Genomic DNA, 17,750 nt, shown 5'->3' on the forward strand with positions numbered 1-17,750 from the left:
CGCGCCTCAACGCGGCCCCATATTGTCGTCCTCACCCAGGCATGATCTTGCGAACCAATACGAGCTTTTCTTCGCCGAGGGCAATGTATCGAAGGTTGTCCGCGATCTCCTCGGGATCGGTCTCGGTTTCGTTGGCTTGGCGGAGCTGGGCGACGCTGTCCTCGAGCACCGCCTTCTCAGCGAGAATGGCATCCCACTCGGCCTTCTCCTCCTTGGTGGCTGGGCCGACCATGCGAACGGTGCCGTTGCGCACATCGACGATGACATGATCGGGATGCGGTAAAGGCGGCGGCTGGTCGGTGATGCCGAGCGCGTCGCGTCGGGCGAGTTCCCGCTCCCAAGCGATCTTGTAGTCGAGGGCCGCCCCGATGTAGCGCTCCTGCAGGTCCGCCCGCGACCGCTCAGTTGCCGCGAGCAGTTCGGCGAACAGCCGCTGCGCCCGGTGCTGGCCCCTGGCGGCGTTGACGGCAAGCGACCGCATGATGGCCTGCGCCATCGGCACCGTGACGTTGCGGTCGCCGTCGCGGACCGTGATCGTGCGGTAGGCCTCGTCAAGGATGATGTCCTTCATCCGCTCCTCGTGAAGTGCAGGGCGCCTGTTCTTCGTGCCCTTCGGCCTCCCGAGCGGATTGCCAGACTGGCCCGGCCTGAACCGCGATGCCTCGGGGGGCTTTGCATAACCCACCTCGTAGCCCGGGCGCAGGGCGAGCGCCCGGGATTGCTTGTCTCCCCCCTGCCCGCTCATTCCGCCGCCTCCAGCCGCGCGACGGGTTTCGGCCAGCCGCAGGCGAGGCACTCGGCCTCGTCTTTCGCATAGGCCTCCCACCGCGTGAGAATGCGGTCGCAGTAGATCGGGTCGAGTTCAACGAGATAACCCCGCCGCCCGGTCTTCTCCGCCGCGATCAGGGTCGACCCGGAACCGCCGAAAAGGTCGAGCACGATCTCGCCGCGCCCCGAGACATCGCGGATTGCGTCGGCGATCATCTGCACCGGCTTCACCGTCGGGTGCAGCGCCAGTTCCTCCATCCGCCCCGCCCGCATCGTGTTCACGCCCCGGTAGTTCCAGACATTGGTGCGGTAGCGGCCGTGCTGGCCCAGCTCGAACGTGTTGACATGCGGCGCCTCGCCCTTCTTGAAGGCGAAGATCAGCTCGTGGCGCGAGCGGTAGAAGGTGCCCATGCCGCCATTGTCCTTGGCCCAGACGATGAGGTTCTTGAGTTCCGCGTAGACCCCCTGCCCCGCTTCCAGCATCTCGCCCATATGGCGCCAGTCCATGCAGAGATAGTGGATCGAGCCGTCCATGCTGTGATTGGCCATATTGCGGAAGGCCCTTGTGAGGAACTCCGCAAACTCAGACACCGTCATCTCGCCCGAAGCCATCGCGAACTCGCGGTGCTTGGTCTTGCCCGAGCCGCCGACATGGCCATAGATCTTCACGTTGTAGGGCGGGTCCGAGAAGACCATCCGTGCCTGCTCGCCATCCATGAGCATCGTCACGACCTCCGGATCGAGCGCATCGCCGCAGACGAGCCGGTGCCGCCCGAGCTGCCAAACATCACCGGGATGAGCACGCCGGGGCGCCCCAGTTGGGAGGATATCATCCTCCGGATCGCCCGGCTCCTCGACCGAAAGCCCGCTGATTAGTGTGTCGATCTCGCCCAGATCGAAGCCCGTCACGCCGATGTCGAAGCCGAGATTCTCGACGCCCAACAGCGCCTGAAGCTCCTCGGCCAGCAGTTCCTCGTCCCAGCCGGCATTGAGCGCCAGCTTGTTGTCCGCCAGCACATAGGCGCGCTTCTGATCGGGAGTCATGTGTTCGAGCCGGACACAAGGCACACATGCCATGCCGATGAGCTTCGCCGCCTCGACCCGACCATGCCCCGCAAGGATCGTATTGACCGCGTCGATGAGCACCGGGTTGGTGAAGCCGAAGGTCCGGATACTCTCGCCGATCTGTTTCAGCTGCTTCTTCGAATGGGTCCGGGCGTTCTTCGCCCAGGGTCTCAGATCGCCGACCGCGACCTCTTCGATCTTCAGACCGTACATAGCGGCCTCCTTTCGCTTTCTGCTCGCCTAGGGCGATTCCCCCGACCTCTGACGTTAGATGTATCAGACGTTGAGTCGTTGTTCAACTTGGCTTACGGTGCCGTTCGACACGGGCAATTCAGGAGCACGCGATGAACATCGGAGAGCGACTGTTCGAACTGCGCCAGAAGAGCGGGGAGTCCCTGCAGCAGGTCGCCGATGCGGTCGGCGTTTCTAAACCGCATGTCTGGGAGCTGGAGAAGGGCCGCAGCAAGAACCCGTCGTTCGAACTCGTCCGCGCGCTGGCGCGGCATTTCGGGGTCAGCATTGACGTGCTCGTCGGAGAGGAAACCGCGCCCTCGATGAAGGAGCAGCGCATCGACCGCATTCACCGCGATCTGCAGGGCCTGTCGGACCGTGACCGCCTTGTCGTCGAAGACATGATCAAGTCGCTGCGCGCGCGGATGGACGAGGAGGCTTAGGCAGCTGGACCTCGACCGGATCGACCTTGCCGACATCCACGCGCCTCAGCGTCTGGCGGGCGCAATCCATGATCGGCTAGGATCCCTCGACAGGGCGGTGCCAGTCGAGGAGATCGCGCGCGGCCTGGACATATTGGAAGTTCGAAAGGCGCAGTTGGACGGAGTTGAGGGCATGCTCTTGACCGATCGGGTGCGCAGCTTTGGCGCCATCCTGGTCAACATGGCTCACGGTGCGCGTCGGGCGCGGTTCAGTATCGCCCATGAACTCGGGCACTTTCTCATGGAACGGCACGACCTGAGCAAGGACGACGGCTTCCGCTGCACTGCGAGGGACATGCGGGAAGAGCGTGATGATACGCGTCATCACAAGCAGGAGGCGGAGGCAAACCACTTCGCGATCGCGCTCCTGGCGCCGGTATACAAGATGCTCACGTGCATCGACGATGATCCCGACTTGCGCAAACTTCAGATGAACTCCGACGAACTCGACCTGAGCCTTGAGGCAACGATCCGGCGCTATGTCGACCTGACGGGTGAGCCGGTCGCCGCGATCTGGACCAAGGACGGCAGGATCCGCACGGCCAAGCGCCATCGCGATTTCCCGTGGATCCCGCGCGGCAGGGGCGACATTCTCTCCGACCTGACCCAGGCCTCCCGGGCCATCCGCAACGGTAAGATGGGCTTCACCGACGCGGCGGAGAGCCCGGCTGCGGCCTGGACCGACCGGGACGGCGTGGAGATCTACGAGCAGACACGCGTCGGCCGCGACGGACATGCCGTTACGTTGCTCTGGGCCGATCTGCCCGATGACGATGATGCAAACGATGGCGAGCCCATAGAGATTGGCATGCCAGGATTTGGCAGGAGCAGGCGGCGCAAATAGCCCTGTCCCTGTTCCGCCTGATCCGTTCCCTGTTTTTCCCTGTGAACTTCCCTGATCAGGGATTTCAAATTCCCTGTTATCACGCGCAGGGAGTTTGCTTACAAACCATTGAAAAGGCGTCATTAATCAGGACGGAAATCGCCCCAACGCCCCGAAAACACGCCGATTTCCCTGTAAATTCCCTGTAAACAGGGATTTCTGGGGCGAGACCGGATAGCCCGGGACTGCCAGCACAGCCACCCAGTTCTGCAAATCGAGACGGTGCGAGGTTGACCCCGGATAGTCGCGCGTTTTCCGCGACTTGCGCGGAATCCTTGTTTGCGCAGACCGCCAGGTCACCGCAAACGGTCACGCAAACCGGCCAAAGTCTGCGTTTGCCATTTTCGCGGTGCGAGGTGTGGAGACGGTAGATCAGAGTGCCGAGACCATGCGGCGCTGCTCGTCCCAGTCGGACGGAAGCGCGTGGGTCCTGCACCAGTCGGAGGTAAATCCGAGCGGCTGTTTGCCATCGAGAACGTCGCGGATGATGTCCGGGGCGAGGAAGGCGAGATCGACCATCTGCTGCACGCGGCGCTTCGAGACGCCTTCGGCTATTGCAATCTCATCGAAGCCGCGCCCGGCCCGGATCTCATTGAACCAGCGATGGGCGCGAGCGATGTTGCGGATCAACGTGTTATCGCGCCCGGCAGGGGCATCGGCGAGCACCAGCTTCGTCTCGACGCCGCGCTTGCGGAGCTGGAACGGCACGGATTTCGTAAGGGCATCTGCATCCAGCCGATCCACGTCCAGCGTCAGATGCAGGGCGAGCGCAGCTGCATCGAGGACGAGCATTAAATGCCCCGGCGCAATGTCGATGCGGCCGACGAGGTTCAGAAGATCGGCTCGACCTGCCGCACCGGTCAGCCCTTCCAGCCTGGACCGCAGCCGCGCGATCTCATCCGTGCCCGGCGCGGTCAACAAGCGTCCGGCCAGCGTGACGTCGGACAACATCCCGCGAACGACCGCCTCGATCCGAGCCTCCAGTTCTTCCGCTGGCAGCCGCCATCCGGAGACACCCGCCTCGCCGCTGCGCGCCGCCAAACGGTGCGAGATGTAATAGCGTAACCGTGCACCGGCCCGGGTCCGGGAATGCGAGGGCGTGAACCGGTCGCCGGTTTCATCATAAATCTTGCCGCAGAGTAGCGAACGAGTGGACGATGCCTTCCGGGCGCGGGGTTTCCTTGCCTCGGCCGTCAGCTGCGCTTGCACTTCTTCCCAAAGTTCAGGTTCGATGATCGCGGGGTGTTGGCCGTCATGCACCTGTCCCTTGTGCCGTATCCTCCCGGCATAGAGCGGGTTCGTCAGGATGTGATGGATGTGACCACGATCCAAAGGTATCCCGCCCCGCATGCGACCATCCGCAACGGCCCTGCGTTTCGACCGAAGGCCAAGCCCCGCTGCCGCCTCCTTGACGTCACGAACCGTGCCGTACCCGCGGTAGAGATCGTAGAGTGTGCGCACCGTCTCTGCCTCTTCCGAATTGATCCGGAGCGTGCGCCCGTCGGCGTCGTAACCCAGCGGCACGTAGCCACCCATCCAGAGCCCCTTGCGCTTGGAGGCCGCGATCTTGTCGCGGATCCGCTCGGCCGTCACCTCACGTTCGAACTGGGCGAAGCTCAGGAGCATGTTGAGCGTGAGCCGCCCCATGCTGGTTGCGGTGTTGAAGCTCTGCGTCACCGAGACGAAGGAGGCTCCCGCCGAGTCCAGCCGGTCGACGATCTTGGCGAAATCGGCAAGCGACCGGGTCAGCCGGTCGATCTTGTAGACCACGATCTGATCGACGAGGCCGGCATCGACATCGGCCAAAAGCTGCTGCATCGCCGGGCGCTCCAACGTGCCACCCGAGATCCCGCCGTCATCGTATTGCGTTGGCTGCAATATCCAGCCTTCCGCCTTCTGGCTGGCAATGTAGGCAGCACAAGCCTCCCGCTGGGCATGGAGCGAGTTGAACTCCTGCTCGAGTCCCTCTTCAGAGCTCTTCCGCGTATAGATCGCGCAGCGGATCTTCTTCATCCCTTGCCTCCGGCTCGATCATTGAGTCCGAAGAAGCGCGGGCCGGACCAGGTCGTCCCCGTGATGTGCCGGGCAATGGCCGAGAGCGATGGCCAGGTCCTGCCGTCGAGCCGGAAGCCTTTCTCCTGCACCTCGACCTGGTAGTTCCGCCCGTTCCACTCCCGCAACAGATGCGCGCCGGGTCGCAACCGTCCCCGCGCTGCCTCTTCGACCGGCTTGCCCGACGCAATCTGGCTGAGCGCACGCCGGGTGGCGGCGGGCAGGCCGCCGTATTGCCTCACCTGCGCTTCGTGGGCGAGCGCCTTGCCCAGGAAGGCGACCGAGGCATAGGCGGGCGGAGGAGACCCGAAGGCCTCCTCCCAATCCTGCCTTAGCGCGGCCCGATCCGGATCGGCCTTACCCGGCATCCTTGGACTCCAGAGGGTTCGTGGCAGCGGTGTCCGCCGACACAGTGATGGCTGGCGTTCCGACGATCCGGTAGCGGGCTGGCTTTCCCTGCCCGGACTTCTCGGCAACCACCTCGTGGCCCGCCTTGCGCAAGCCGGTCAGTGCGGCTCGAGTGGTGTGTGTCTGCCAGCCGAGCTTCGTACTGATCGTGATAACGTCGGCACCCGCGACGGCGCCGAGCATCCTGATCAGCTGGTCCTTCTTGGTCGCACGCTTGGCCGGCAGCTTCGCGGACGCATTGCGCCGGGGTTTTACGTTGGTGATCACTGTGGTCATGGTCATCTCCTGTCCTAGGTCACAGGAGCGCCCTGCCCCTGCTACTGACATGAGCCCGGAGGAGCCCGGGCGGAGATGTGGCCGGTCATTCAAGCCAGTGTCACTACCGCTCTTGCACAGCGCGAAGTCCAGTCATTTTGATTGGGGCTGGCGGGATTCCGGGCTTTCGCCGCGGACGCACACTCACCGTGAAGTGATTGCGAAAGCGGCCATTCTGATGCGAACAAGGATCATATTTGCTGCAAACACATGTTAGTGGTCGAACCTTCGGGAAACCGGACTTTCGCTGCAGGAGCAAGAGGGCGGGGCACCGACGGCGAAACCGGACATTCGCCCGACGGTCAGGCCGCGACGGGTTCGATCCGAATGGCCGGGCGGAAAGCGGATGGGGTGGATGGCTCCTGCTCCAAGCGGCGTCGCGATGCGCCATAGTGCAGGTGTCTAAGTCTGCTTATGAGAGGAGCCACCCCATGCAAGTTACCACGATTGGTTTGGATCTCGCCAAGAACGTGTTTCAGGTCCATGGAATTGGCGAGGACAATGCCGTTGCCTTTAACCGGCCGCTACGGCGCGCACAGGTTTTGCCGTTCTTCGCGAAGCTTGAGCCCTGCCTGATCGGCATGGAGTCGTGCAGCAGCGCTCATCATTGGGCTCGTGAGTTGACCGCCTTGGGCCACGACGTGCGTTTGATCCCGCCGATATATGTCAAACCTTACGTGAAGCGCGGCAAATCCGATGCGATTGACGCCGAGGCAATTTGCGAAGCGGTTACCCGTCCGACCATGCGCTTTGTCGCGATTAAGACGGTTGAGCAACAAGCCTTGCTGTCCCTTCATCGTGCTCGCGATCTCTTGGTCAGGCAACGGACGCAGCTCGTCAACGGCCTTCGAGGACTGGTCGCCGAGTTCGGTATTTGCATTCCAAGAGGCCTGGCTCGTGTGATTGGTTTTGCTGAAGACATCACCCTCGGCGAAGTTCTCGACCTACCTGATATTGCCAACGAGGTGATCCGCAACCTGTCTGAACAGCTCATGGCCCTCCACAATAGAATCCGTTGGTATGAAGAGCGTTTGAAGCAGGTCGCCAAGGAAGACGAACGGGTGCGGTTGTTGCGAACCATCCCTGGCGTTGGGGCGGTAACAGCCTCTGCCATCATCGCCAGCATTGGAGACGGGCACCAGTTCAGAAATGGCCGGGAGTTTGCTGCTTGGCTTGGCTTGACGCCTGCGAACAAATCCAGCGGTGGAAAAGAGAAGCTGGGACGGATCACCAAGATGGGCGATCAATACTTAAGATCATTGCTTGTCGTCGGGATGACATCGCTGGTCAGGCAAACCCGATCACATCCGGAGCGCGCCAGCAAATGGCTGACGTCACTACTCGAACGCAAACCTGCCCGCCTGGCTACAGTCGCTATGGCGAACAAGACAGCTCGGATCGTCTGGGCCGTTCTAACCCGAAACGCACCCTACAACCCACATATGGCCTGAGGAGAAAGAACCACGAGTTAGCAAGACCTGCGAAATGATGGTGCATCAGTCAGCCGCCAAAACCAGGACACCCCGTCGAAGGTCCCGGGCGTTACAGCCCGCAAAGCCGTAAAGGACTTGGTTTGCGGAACCCATCAGGGCCAGCGGTCAAAACCGCGCAAACAGGCCGGACACACGACTGCTTCTGACAAATGCACGAAATCAACTCAAAAAGGGCTTGCTATGCAGGAGCCATCCACACAGGACCTTCGCTGCGACTGCGATCAAAACACACACAACCTCAAAAGCTGACGTTCATATGGCTTCGACGGTAGCTTCGGGCTGCCAGCGACGGCGGCCCGGGCTCCTATATTTTCGGACTTTCAGAGATCGCCAGAGCGTCTTCGAACTCGATCCCGAAGTAGCACACCTTGCTGTTTTTCCTGGTATCCCCGAGCAAGAGCTATATAGCCGCAGGTTGCCAGTCTTTCTGCAAATACGGGCAACTTTGCTCCACCGCATGGAATGCTTGCCGTAACCCGTGGAGTGTAGCAACTAATGCGTTGGGGGATCTGTTAATTTGTCAGATCCGCGGCAGCCGCCACGTCGGGATGAGCGCAGAGCGATTGCAGAATGAACGCGTATTGACTCCGGCGAACAATCCGTCGCCTGTGACCAAAACGGTACGCCATCCCCGTGCTGCAGCTCCAAGGATATCGGTGTGCAACGTGTCGCCACACATGGCGATCCTGTGTTCAGGAACGCCCGGAAGCGACGCCTCGATCATCTCGTATACTTCAGGAAACGGTTTGCCGAAAAAGCGGATGTCACCGTGACATTCGTCGGCAAGCAAATGTCCGTAGTAACCTGGTTCCAGTGAGAAGCCGAAATCGCGTGGTGCCACCAGATCCGCGTTCGCGATCACCAGCGGGCGCGGGCGGGTCAGCAGGCTTAGCCTGAGAACTTCCTGATGCTCCGGTCGCCAAGCCTCGGTGGAGAGGAAGAGGAAACCATCGACACGATCATACACCGCAGGATTGTTGCCGAGATGGCAGGTCGAGGCGGGAATGTCGCCCAAGGTATCCGATGGCGCGGCGATGCATCCCCATAGCCGCGCATCCAATCCGGCAAGCGCCGCATCGCGGCTTGTAACGATCTCGTCGCCCGAGATCCGCATTCCAAGCTTACGAAACTTGTCCGTTGCACTCTCGTGGTTGTAACTCGCCGCGTTCGACAGAATCCGGATCTGGTGCCCCGCCGAGCGTAGTTCATCCAGCCGTTCGGCGGCACCCGGAATGGCGGTTTCTCCGACATTGAGGACGCCGAATGCATCAAAGACGAAGGCATCCACCTGTCCCGCGATGTCGAGAAGGGAGCCGATTTCGGTAGTCGCTTCGGCAAAACCAGCGTCGGGAAGCCGGTGCCGCACCGCTTCATAGCGATTGAAGATGGAAAAGACGTCTTCCATTTGGTCCGTCGGTTCCCCCGAAAGATCACGCAATTAGGCCGCGACTCTGCTGAATGGTAACCGCCTCTGCTGGAAATGAAAGCAAAAACTCCAAAACAACATTTTTAACAAGACAGAATTCACGGTATATGGTTGTTATTAAGCGTATTTTTGTCCATCTATCGCGACGGGGGTAGTTTCTAATCCGAATCTGCACAATTTTGTACGAGTTTTTTGTTGTTTTGTGGCTTTTTTGGGGTATCGTTCCACCAAAGACACAGGTGGCTGATGGCATCCAAGAAGATCAGGCGGCGCGACCTTATAGAGCAGGTCGTTCAGGAGCGGGGAGGCGTCAGCGTGGGCGCCTTGGCCGAGATGCTTGGCGTATCAACTCAGACGATCCGGCGCGATCTCGACATTCTAAGCAACAGCCAGGGTTTGCGCCGTGCGCACGGGCGGATCGAATTGGCCGAGGACCGCCTGAACACTCCTTTTGACCAGCGCGCCGGCACCAATCTTGTCGGCAAGCGCGCCATCGCCGAAGTGGCTGCGGCGCAGATCCCCGATGGTGCCACGCTCTTTATCTCCATCGGCTCGACAGTGCTCAGCGTTGCGCGCGCGTTGCATCGGCGCAAGGAACTGACCGTCATCACCAATAACCTTAGCGCGGCGATGGCTCTGAGCGAAGAGGTGTCGAACCGGATCATCATTCCCGGCGGCGAGATTCGGCTGCCCGACCGCGATTTCGTGGGCGAAGAGGTGGTTGATTTTTTCGCGCGATATCGCTCGGAATACGCGATCTTCGGAACAGCGGGCATCGACCTCGACGGTGGACTGCTGGAGTTTCATCAGGCGGAAGTACGCGCGACCGAACGGATGCGGAAAAACGCGCAGAAATCGATCCTAGTCATCGACCAAAGCAAGTTTGGGCGTCTTGCGCCGGCGGCCGGCGGAAATCTGTCTGAGATTGACCTAGTGATCTGCGATCGCCGACCCTCAAAGCCATACACGGACCTCGTGGAAGGGTTGGGCCGACAAATCATCTTTACAGAGGGGGCGGAGTGAGCAATGGCAGAACCGTTCGTTCATGTTGAAAACGTTGCTAAACGCTGGAACGGACAGCTTGGGGTTGAGAATATTTCGCTTTCAATACCGCGCGGGTCATTCGTCGCGCTTTTGGGCCCCTCGGGCTGCGGAAAATCGACAACGCTCCGTCTGCTCTCGGGGCTCGAACTACCCGATGAGGGGCGTATCGTCATCGACGGTCGTGATGTGACCACGGCTGCGCCTTCGGAACGAAACTTGTCGATGGTGTTTCAATCCTACGCCCTGTTCCCGCACCTCAGCGTGGCTGAAAACGTTGTCTTCGGCCTCAAAGTGCGAAAGGTCGGTGCGGCGGAGCGGCGTGAGAAACTTACCCGCGCTCTCGAGATCACCGGTCTGTTGGGCTACGAGAAACGCAAGCCTGGCGAACTGTCGGGCGGGCAGCGGCAACGCGTGGCGCTCGCCCGGGCGATCGTTGCGAACCAGCCCCTGTGCCTGATGGATGAACCGCTGTCGAACCTCGACGCCAAGCTTCGCGCATCGGTTCGCAAGGACATCAAGAAGCTTCAGGTCGATCTTGGGATCACGGTGGTCTATGTCACCCACGATCAGACCGAGGCGATGAGCATGGCCGACATGGTGGTGCTGATGAAGGACGGGCATATCCAACAGACCGGAGCGCCAGAGGACCTTTACTACAAGCCTGTCAATACTTTCGTAGCCGAGTTCGTAGGTGCGCCGCCCATGGCGTTGATCGGAGGCAAGGCGCTGCCGGGATTCGAACAGGCAGCCACCATCGGGCTTCGGGCTGAAAATGTGCGCGTAGCCGAACCTGGGAAAGGCCGTCTGAACTGCCAGGTCACCGATTGCGAGTTCCTTGGGTCCGAAACTTTCATTGGACTTTCGCACCCTTCCGCCACGGGGCTCACCGTAAGCATGCCGGGACTCAAGCAGATTCCCGCAGGCGAAAAGATGGAAATCTCGTTCGCCGACGAAGACCTTCATTTCTTCGACGATACAGGGCGAAGGCTCACGCAACCGGCCTGAGGTCGCCCAACGGATAAAGAAACGATTATCGAAACAACTAGGGAGGAAACCATGAACGCAATTAGGAAAATCGGACTGGCCGCCGTTTCGGCCACAGCTCTCGCCGCTCCGGCATTGGCGGAAACGGAACTGACGATGTACTACCCGATCGCGGTCGGCGGCGCGCTGACCGAGGTGGTAGACGGCATCGTTGCTGACTTCGAAGCCGCGAACCCCGATATCAAGGTCAATGCCATTTACTCCGGCAACTACGATGATACTCGGGTTCGGGCACTGTCGGCGCTTGCCTCTGGCGAACCGGCGCAGCTTGCGGTGATGTTCTCGATTGATGCCTATGACCTGATCGAACAGGATCTCATCGTTGCCTTCGAAGATATCGAGGGCGTGAGCCCCGACTGGTTGAACAGCTTCTATCCCGCGCTCATGGCGAATGGCCGTATCGAGGGCAAGACATGGGGCATCCCCTTCCAGCGTTCGACGATTGTCGCCTATTACAATAAGGACAAGTTCCGCGAAGCCGGCCTTGATCCCGAAAGTCCGCCCGCGACATGGGAAGAAATGGTCTCGATGGGAAAGGCTCTCACCAAAGAGGGCACCTATGGGCTCATGATCCCATCGACAGGCTACCCTTACTGGATGTTCCAGGCACTCGCGATCCAGAACGGCAAGGAAGTCATGTCCGATGACGGCCTGACGACCTATTTCGACGACCCAGCCGTCATCGAAACGCTCGATTTCTGGAAATCGCTGTCCACGGAACATGGGATCATGCCCGAAGGCACCGTCGAGTGGGGAACCCTGCGCCAGGCGTTCCTTGAGGGTCAGACCGCGATGATGTGGCACTCGACCGGCAATCTCACCGCCGTGAAGAACGACGCGAGCTTCGACTTCGGCGTGGCCGAACTGCCTGCGAATGTGCGCAAGGGCTCGCCCACCGGCGGAGGCAACTTCTACGTCTTCAAGGACACCTCGCCAGAGGAGAAGGCCGCAGCACTCAAGCTGATCGAGTTCATGACCGCGCCCGAACAGGCGGCGACATGGTCGATCAAGACCGGCTATATGGGCGTGTCGTCCGCCGCCTACGAAACCGAGGCGCTTAAGGCCTATACTGAGGAGTTTCCTCCAGCGCTTGTGGCGCGTAACCAGCTTGAAAACGCTGTGGCCGAGTTTTCGACCTTTGAAACCGCACGTGTGCGCGAGGGACTGAACAACGCGATCCAGGCGGCGCTCACCGGAACCAAGACTTCGTCAGACGCGCTGGCCGAGGCTCAGGCGGCAGCGGTCCGGCTGCTGAGCGACTACCAATAAGCCAGAAGGATGTCCGGTAGTGGCCGGGCATCCGCATTTCTTGGGGGCGGAAGATGGCGGATCACGTGAATATCGAGCGTCGCAGACAGGCGATCTATGGCTGGATACTCCTGTCTCCTGCGGCAATCCTTCTGACGGCGTTCGCCTTTTATCCTTCTCTGGCCACGCTTTGGTCCAGCTTCTTCAGCCGAGGAACACGACGGCGTCCGAGCGAGTTCATAGGCGGCGAAAACTACGCCGACCTCTTTTCTGATCCGACGTTCTGGAAGGTTGTGACCAACAACCTGATCTACGCAGGCGTCACAATTCCCGTGTCGATCGCCATCGCGCTCGGAATGGCACTCTGGGCCAATTCGAAGATACCAGCACGAGGTTTCGTGCGAACCGCCTATTTCACGCCGACCGTTCTGCCCATGATTGCCGCAGCGAATCTCTGGCTATTCTTTTACACGCCGGGTCTCGGCGTTTTGGACCAGATCGGGTCGCTCTTTGGTCTTCCCAGCGTTAACTGGCTGGGCCAGCCCGAAACCGCGCTCTGGGCCGTGATCATCGTGACGATTTGGAAAGAGGCAGGGTTTTTCATGATCTTCTATCTCGCAGCGCTCCAGACCATCCCCGAGGATTTGAAAGAGGCTGCCGATATCGAGGGCGCGAGTCGCTGGACCTATACCCGCAGGATCGTACTGCCGCTTCTGATGCCGACGACACTGTTCATCATGGTCAACGCCCTGATCAATTCGGTCAAGCTGATCGACCACTTGTTCATCCTGACCAAGGGTGGTCCGAATGACGCTTCTAAACTGATCCTTTATTACATCTGGGAAATGGCCTTCGCTTTCTTTGATGCCCCGCACGCGGCGGCTATGACAATCCTCGTGCTGGCGGTGTTGGGAATAGTGGCCGGGATCAAGTTTTCCTATCTCGACAAGCGGACCCATTACCAATGAGCGCGCTTTCCCGACATATCGAGACACTGGGCGCTCTGCTCCTTGCCGTGATCTGGATCTCGCCCTTGGTCTTCGCCTTCTGGGCGGCGTTTCACACGACGTCGGACGCGGTCAACTTCAATGTTGCCGCCCCCTGGACGCTCGATAATTTTCGTACAGCTTGGGCCGGGGCACCTTGGCTGAGGTATTTCGTCAATACCTTCTTTCTTGTCACGGTTATTCTCATCGGTCAGTTCGTGATCACAACGCTGGCGGGGTTCGCCTTTGCCAAGGTCCAGTTTCCGGGGCGCGACTTCGTCTTCATCCTGGTCCTGATGCAACTGTTCATCCTGCCCGAGGTGCTGATCGTCGAAAACTACGCGATGGTCTCGCGACTGGGTCTTTTCGACACAATCCTTGGGGTGGGCATGCCCTACATGGCCTCGGCCTTCGGCATTTTCCTGATGCGGCAGGCGTTCAAGGGTGTTCCGATCGAGTTGCACGAAGCCGCGCGGGTCGAGGGGTGCGGCTGGTTCGGAATCCTTTGGCGGGTCTACGTGCCTCTCGCGCGGCCCACGTATCTTGCCTATGCGCTGGTGTCGGTTTCAACCCACTGGAACAATTTCCTTTGGCCGCTCATCGTCACCAACTCACCCGATACTCGACCTCTTACCGTCGGCCTTTCTATCTTTGGCGCGCCCGAGAACGGCGTGGACATATCGGTGATCTCGGCGGCAACGATGATGTCCGTCGCCCCCCTTCTGATCGCCTTCCTCGTATTCCAGCGTCAGTTCGTGCAGGCTTTCCTGCGCGCCGGGATCAAGTGACAGGATGGCACGCCTTCTGCAACTCAGCGATCTGCATGTCGTGTCACCCGGTTCGCTGGCATCTGGCGTATTGGATACCGGCGCGATCCTTCGTAGAGCCATAGATCAGCTGGCGAATAAATTGGACGCCCTCGGGCCACTCGACGGTGTCCTCGTGACTGGCGACGTCAGCGACGATGGCAGCCATGAAAGCTATGTCGTCGCCCGCGCCGAGCTTGACCGGCTTGGTCTTCCTCTTCTCGTTGTGCCCGGCAATCATGATGACCGGGCGGCATTCCACGCCGGCTTTTCCGACCTGCCCGCGATGCCGGCCTCGGGTCTGATTGATTGGCTTCAGGAGGTCGGCGATACCTTTGTCATTGGGCTCGACACGCTGGTGGAGGGAAAGGGCGGAGGTGTCCTTCGCCGCGAAAGCCTCGCGTTCCTGTCCGTCGCCCTGTCAGAGGCAGGGTCACGACCAACGGTCGTGGCTCTCCATCATCCACCCTTGCGTACAGGTATCCGGTTTATGGATGCCATCGGTCTTGAGAATGCATCTGCCCTTTGGCCTATTCTGGATGAAGCCGGGGGCTCGGTCACAGTTGTTGCCGGTCACGTCCACGGGATCTACCAGAGACGGATAGGGCGGCATTTGGTGGCGACAGCGCCGTCCATCTGCAGTGCCTTCGCATTGGATATTCGCACTGACGCACCGGTCGGTTTCTTCACCGGCCCAACGGGCTGCGCTCTAATCGATACGGGACCCGAAGGGGTTTGGAGCGCGATACCGTTGGAGACCGGCGAAGGGCCATTCCCCTTTTAAGCCGTCTCGGGTCAACCTGAAGGTCGTTTTTAGGGCGCGAGGTCCACCAAATTAATCGCACAGGTCAGCGCTGAGGGATCAAAGGCAGGTTTGGTCAAACCGGGCTCCAGCAGGCTGTATAGTTGCCAATGACCGCAATGGGCCGTCCGTACCGGGCGCAGGACAACAAGACCACGGAAATGCGGCACCGCCTCAGTTCGGCTCTGAGCGCAATGCGGACGTTTATGCGTGGCGGTTCAGGCCGCTATCGGCCCGAACCTTGGAGTCTCTATCAACCGGCCTTTAGATAAGGGATCGTACCGGCGATGTCTGTGTCGTCAATGACGTGAAAGTTTGACACGCTGCCGGCCTGGCGGGCTCGGCCGTACGGTGCGTAGTCAGGGTCTGCGGCAAACCCATCCAGTGCCTCTCGGCTGGGGAACTCCAGGATGGCTATCAGGGTGCTGTCCTTGTCTGCGCCTTCAAGAGTTTCGATGTTGCCGCTTCGGGACAGGTAACGGCCTCCATGCCTTTGCACTAACTCGTGGACGTTGGTCGCGTACTCGGGGACCCAACCGTCGTCGGTGACCTTGATGTCTGCGATTAAATAAACAGTCATGCGCATTTTCCTTTCATGGGCCGGCCCGGATGGCGCGGCGTGTCTTCGAAATCTGCCAGCGAAGGGAGAACGCCATCCAGTCACGAAACTGGACTGGGTGATACAGTTTCTGGACTAGGCGGCTGCGCGGAACCGATTACTGTCGCCTTAGAGGAAAGAGGAACGAGACATGACCCAAGCCGGTTACAAACAATTCTGCCCGCTAGCCATGGCAGCCGAAGTGCTGTGCACTCGCTGGACAATGGTGCTTTTGCGGGAGCTCATAGCTGGCTCTAGCCGGTTCAATGACCTGCGCCGCGGCGTGCCAAAAATGTCGCCGACGCTGCTGTCACAAAGACTGAAAGATCTCGAAAAAGACGGAATCGTAGAGAGAAAACCCGTTCCGTCAGAGCGGGGCGTATTTGAATATCACCTTACTGAGGCAGGCCGCGATCTCCGCGAGGTTGTCATCGCCATGGGCATGTGGGGTCAAAAGTGGGTTGAATCATCGCTGTCGCTTAAGAATCTCGATCCTTCACTCTTAATGTGGGATATGAGACGCAACTTGAACCCCGACCCTTTGCCAAAGCGGCGCGTCGTAGTTCAATTCTTGTACCACGATCTACCGTCCACAAAGAGCGACTGGTGGCTGGTGATCGAACCGGCAGGAGAAGTCGATCTTTGCTGGGCTGATCCAGGGTTCGAAGTGGACCTGTATGTCCGCACTGACCTCAGAACAATGACGGCAATATGGATGGGCGTGAGCGACGTCGCCGCAGAACGTGATAGATTCGAGTTCACCGGGTCCAAGGAGCTTTCTTCGACCATCCAGACGTGGCTTGGCCTCAGTCCATTCGCCGCACAGAAGAAGCTTGTCGCTTGAGATGATGCAGCTTGGATGCCGCGGCGGCTTGGTCCCGCAATGCGGACACCTATACTCGCAAGCTGCGTCGATGAGCGGTATCAGCGACGCAACGATTGTTCTTTGTTTATGGTTTTGGCGGATATGGTGGCGAGAGGAGGTATCGCATGGAAGCAATTGGAGCTGGGATAGCGGCAATTGGGAACACGCCACTGGTGCGGCTCCGGAAGGTGGTGCCGGGGGGTGCGGCTGAGGTTTGGGTGAAGCTCGAGGGTGGGAACCCGACAGGCTCATACAAGGATCGAATGGCGATCTCAGTGCTGAATGCAGCCCTGGAGCGCGGCGATGTCTCCCCTGGCGACACGGTTGTTGAGTTCACCGGCGGCAGCACCGGAACGGCGTTGGCTTTCGTCTCTGGCGTCCTCGGGTTGAAGTTCACCGCGGTGTTCTCGGATGCGTTCTCGAAAAGTAAGCAACAAGCGATGGAGGCATTCGGGGCCGAGGTGCTCGTCGAGAAGAGCGTGGATGGGGCGATTACTCATGAGTTGGCTGAACGCATGAGACTGCGCGCCCATGCGCTCGCAGACCAACCGGGGCACTACTACGCGGACCAGTTCGGATCACCCGATGTACGCACGGGCTATCAGACCATGGGCCGTGAGATCGCCGAAGCGCTCGATGGAGACATCGACGTCGTCTGCGCAGGCGTTGGGACCGGTGGAGCCTTGATGGGATCGCTCGACGGTATGCGCGAGATGGGTGTAGCTCCGCATGTCGTTGCTCTGGAGCCAAGCCAGTCTCCGTTACTGACCACGGGCAGGTCAGGAGGCCACAAGGTCGAGGGGATCGCCGTGTTTCCCGATCCGCCGTTTCTTGATCGATCGCAAGTGAGTGAGGTCCGCATGGTCAATCAGGAACGAGCATTTGAGATGTGTCGCAAGCTCGCGCGGGAAGAAGGTGTGTTTGGCGGCGGATCGACGGGTTTAAACGTCTGCGCAGCAATTGAACTGGCAATTGAGTTGGGACCGGGCAAACGCGTCGTTACGTTCAATTGCGACAGCGGGGCAAAGTATCTCGGAGGGCCAATCTACAGCCCTTCGCAGCACGGATAGGGCAAGGCGGAAGATATTCAAGACGGACGTCCGCAATGTCCCGCTGAGCGGACTTTCAGTGATCAAAATGGTGCGGTAACGCGCCTTAAGGGCGCAACGCTCGCAAGACAAAGCGACCTCGACGCCCTGTTCCTCTTGCGCGATGATGATACCAGCGCAAGGGG

At 60.0% G+C, this 17,750-nt stretch carries 18 protein-coding genes; 11 read left to right on the forward strand and 7 right to left on the reverse strand.

Features of this window, described 5'->3' with window-relative positions; translation table 11 throughout:
* Nucleotides 1-31: 31 nt before the first annotated feature.
* A complete protein-coding gene (locus QKW60_RS04550) occupies nucleotides 32-745 on the reverse strand; it encodes a DUF5681 domain-containing protein (RefSeq protein ID WP_282366796.1) in 714 nt (237 codons plus the stop codon).
* Nucleotides 742-2,046 (reverse strand): site-specific DNA-methyltransferase, encoded by a 1,305-nt coding sequence (locus QKW60_RS04555; RefSeq protein WP_282366797.1) that lies wholly within the window; start codon nucleotides 2,044-2,046, stop codon nucleotides 742-744. Before QKW60_RS04555 ends, QKW60_RS04550 begins: the two co-directional genes overlap by 4 nt.
* 131 nt (nucleotides 2,047-2,177) lie before the next feature.
* Between QKW60_RS04555 and QKW60_RS04560 the strand changes: the two genes are divergently transcribed.
* Nucleotides 2,178-2,507, forward strand: a complete 330-nt coding sequence (locus QKW60_RS04560; protein ID WP_282366798.1) for a helix-turn-helix domain-containing protein — start codon at nucleotides 2,178-2,180, stop codon at nucleotides 2,505-2,507.
* A gap of 172 nt (nucleotides 2,508-2,679) precedes the next feature.
* Entirely contained in the window at nucleotides 2,680-3,390 is a 711-nt protein-coding gene (locus tag QKW60_RS04565; RefSeq protein ID WP_282366799.1) for an ImmA/IrrE family metallo-endopeptidase, read from the forward strand.
* Between the two features lie 411 nt (nucleotides 3,391-3,801).
* Here QKW60_RS04565 and QKW60_RS04570 read toward each other — a convergent pair whose 3' ends face one another.
* From QKW60_RS04570 to QKW60_RS04580, 3 genes are read right to left on the reverse strand one after another with little or no spacing between them, the layout of a single operon-like run.
* Nucleotides 3,802-5,442 (reverse strand): recombinase family protein, encoded by a 1,641-nt coding sequence (locus tag QKW60_RS04570; RefSeq protein ID WP_282366800.1) that lies wholly within the window; start codon nucleotides 5,440-5,442, stop codon nucleotides 3,802-3,804.
* Nucleotides 5,439-5,849 carry a DUF2924 domain-containing protein gene (locus QKW60_RS04575; protein ID WP_282366801.1) on the reverse strand — a complete coding sequence of 137 codons (411 nt, stop codon included), beginning with the start codon at nucleotides 5,847-5,849 and terminating at the stop codon, nucleotides 5,439-5,441. Before QKW60_RS04575 ends, QKW60_RS04570 begins: the two co-directional genes overlap by 4 nt.
* Complete coding sequence (locus QKW60_RS04580) at nucleotides 5,839-6,165, reverse strand: DUF3489 domain-containing protein (protein WP_282366802.1); 327 nt, start codon at nucleotides 6,163-6,165, stop codon at nucleotides 5,839-5,841. Before QKW60_RS04580 ends, QKW60_RS04575 begins: the two co-directional genes overlap by 11 nt.
* 470 nt (nucleotides 6,166-6,635) lie before the next feature.
* Here QKW60_RS04580 and QKW60_RS04585 point away from each other — a divergent pair, with 470 nt between their 5' ends.
* The gene (locus QKW60_RS04585) at nucleotides 6,636-7,655 is read left to right on the forward strand and encodes an IS110 family RNA-guided transposase (protein ID WP_282366804.1); all 1,020 of its coding nucleotides are present in this window, start codon (nucleotides 6,636-6,638) and stop codon (nucleotides 7,653-7,655) included.
* A 562-nt stretch (nucleotides 7,656-8,217) separates the two neighbouring features.
* On the opposite strand, the gene QKW60_RS04590 is transcribed toward QKW60_RS04585, so the two are convergent.
* Nucleotides 8,218-9,102: an HAD-IIA family hydrolase gene (locus QKW60_RS04590; RefSeq protein ID WP_282366819.1), complete on the reverse strand. Its 885-nt coding sequence runs from the start codon at nucleotides 9,100-9,102 to the stop codon at nucleotides 8,218-8,220.
* A gap of 267 nt (nucleotides 9,103-9,369) precedes the next feature.
* Between QKW60_RS04590 and QKW60_RS04595 the strand changes: the two genes are divergently transcribed.
* From QKW60_RS04595 to QKW60_RS04620, 6 genes are read left to right on the forward strand one after another with little or no spacing between them, the layout of a single operon-like run.
* On the forward strand, nucleotides 9,370-10,146 hold the full coding sequence (locus QKW60_RS04595; protein WP_282366820.1) for a DeoR/GlpR family DNA-binding transcription regulator: 777 nt from the start codon (nucleotides 9,370-9,372) through the stop codon (nucleotides 10,144-10,146).
* A gap of 3 nt (nucleotides 10,147-10,149) precedes the next feature.
* On the forward strand, nucleotides 10,150-11,172 hold the full coding sequence (locus tag QKW60_RS04600; RefSeq protein WP_282366822.1) for an ABC transporter ATP-binding protein: 1,023 nt from the start codon (nucleotides 10,150-10,152) through the stop codon (nucleotides 11,170-11,172).
* A gap of 51 nt (nucleotides 11,173-11,223) precedes the next feature.
* Nucleotides 11,224-12,480 carry an ABC transporter substrate-binding protein gene (locus QKW60_RS04605; protein WP_282366823.1) on the forward strand — a complete coding sequence of 419 codons (1,257 nt, stop codon included), beginning with the start codon at nucleotides 11,224-11,226 and terminating at the stop codon, nucleotides 12,478-12,480.
* A gap of 53 nt (nucleotides 12,481-12,533) precedes the next feature.
* The gene (locus QKW60_RS04610; protein WP_282366824.1) at nucleotides 12,534-13,427 is read left to right on the forward strand and encodes a carbohydrate ABC transporter permease; all 894 of its coding nucleotides are present in this window, start codon (nucleotides 12,534-12,536) and stop codon (nucleotides 13,425-13,427) included.
* On the forward strand, nucleotides 13,424-14,233 hold the full coding sequence (locus tag QKW60_RS04615; protein ID WP_282366826.1) for a carbohydrate ABC transporter permease: 810 nt from the start codon (nucleotides 13,424-13,426) through the stop codon (nucleotides 14,231-14,233). Before QKW60_RS04610 ends, QKW60_RS04615 begins: the two co-directional genes overlap by 4 nt.
* Nucleotides 14,234-14,237: 4 nt before the next feature.
* Entirely contained in the window at nucleotides 14,238-15,035 is a 798-nt protein-coding gene (locus tag QKW60_RS04620; protein ID WP_282366828.1) for a phosphodiesterase, read from the forward strand.
* Nucleotides 15,036-15,306: 271 nt separating this feature from the next.
* On the opposite strand, the gene QKW60_RS04625 is transcribed toward QKW60_RS04620, so the two are convergent.
* Complete coding sequence (locus QKW60_RS04625; RefSeq protein WP_282366829.1) at nucleotides 15,307-15,633, reverse strand: DUF1330 domain-containing protein; 327 nt, start codon at nucleotides 15,631-15,633, stop codon at nucleotides 15,307-15,309.
* Nucleotides 15,634-15,802: 169 nt separating this feature from the next.
* Between QKW60_RS04625 and QKW60_RS04630 the strand changes: the two genes are divergently transcribed.
* Nucleotides 15,803-16,495 carry a winged helix-turn-helix transcriptional regulator gene (locus QKW60_RS04630; protein ID WP_282366830.1) on the forward strand — a complete coding sequence of 231 codons (693 nt, stop codon included), beginning with the start codon at nucleotides 15,803-15,805 and terminating at the stop codon, nucleotides 16,493-16,495.
* A gap of 146 nt (nucleotides 16,496-16,641) precedes the next feature.
* Entirely contained in the window at nucleotides 16,642-17,586 is a 945-nt protein-coding gene (locus QKW60_RS04635) for a PLP-dependent cysteine synthase family protein (protein ID WP_282366831.1), read from the forward strand.
* Nucleotides 17,587-17,750 lie beyond the last annotated feature (164 nt).

Source organism: Albidovulum aestuarii (assembly GCF_029961185.1).
Taxonomy (GTDB): Bacteria; Pseudomonadota; Alphaproteobacteria; order Rhodobacterales; family Rhodobacteraceae; genus Albidovulum; species Albidovulum aestuarii.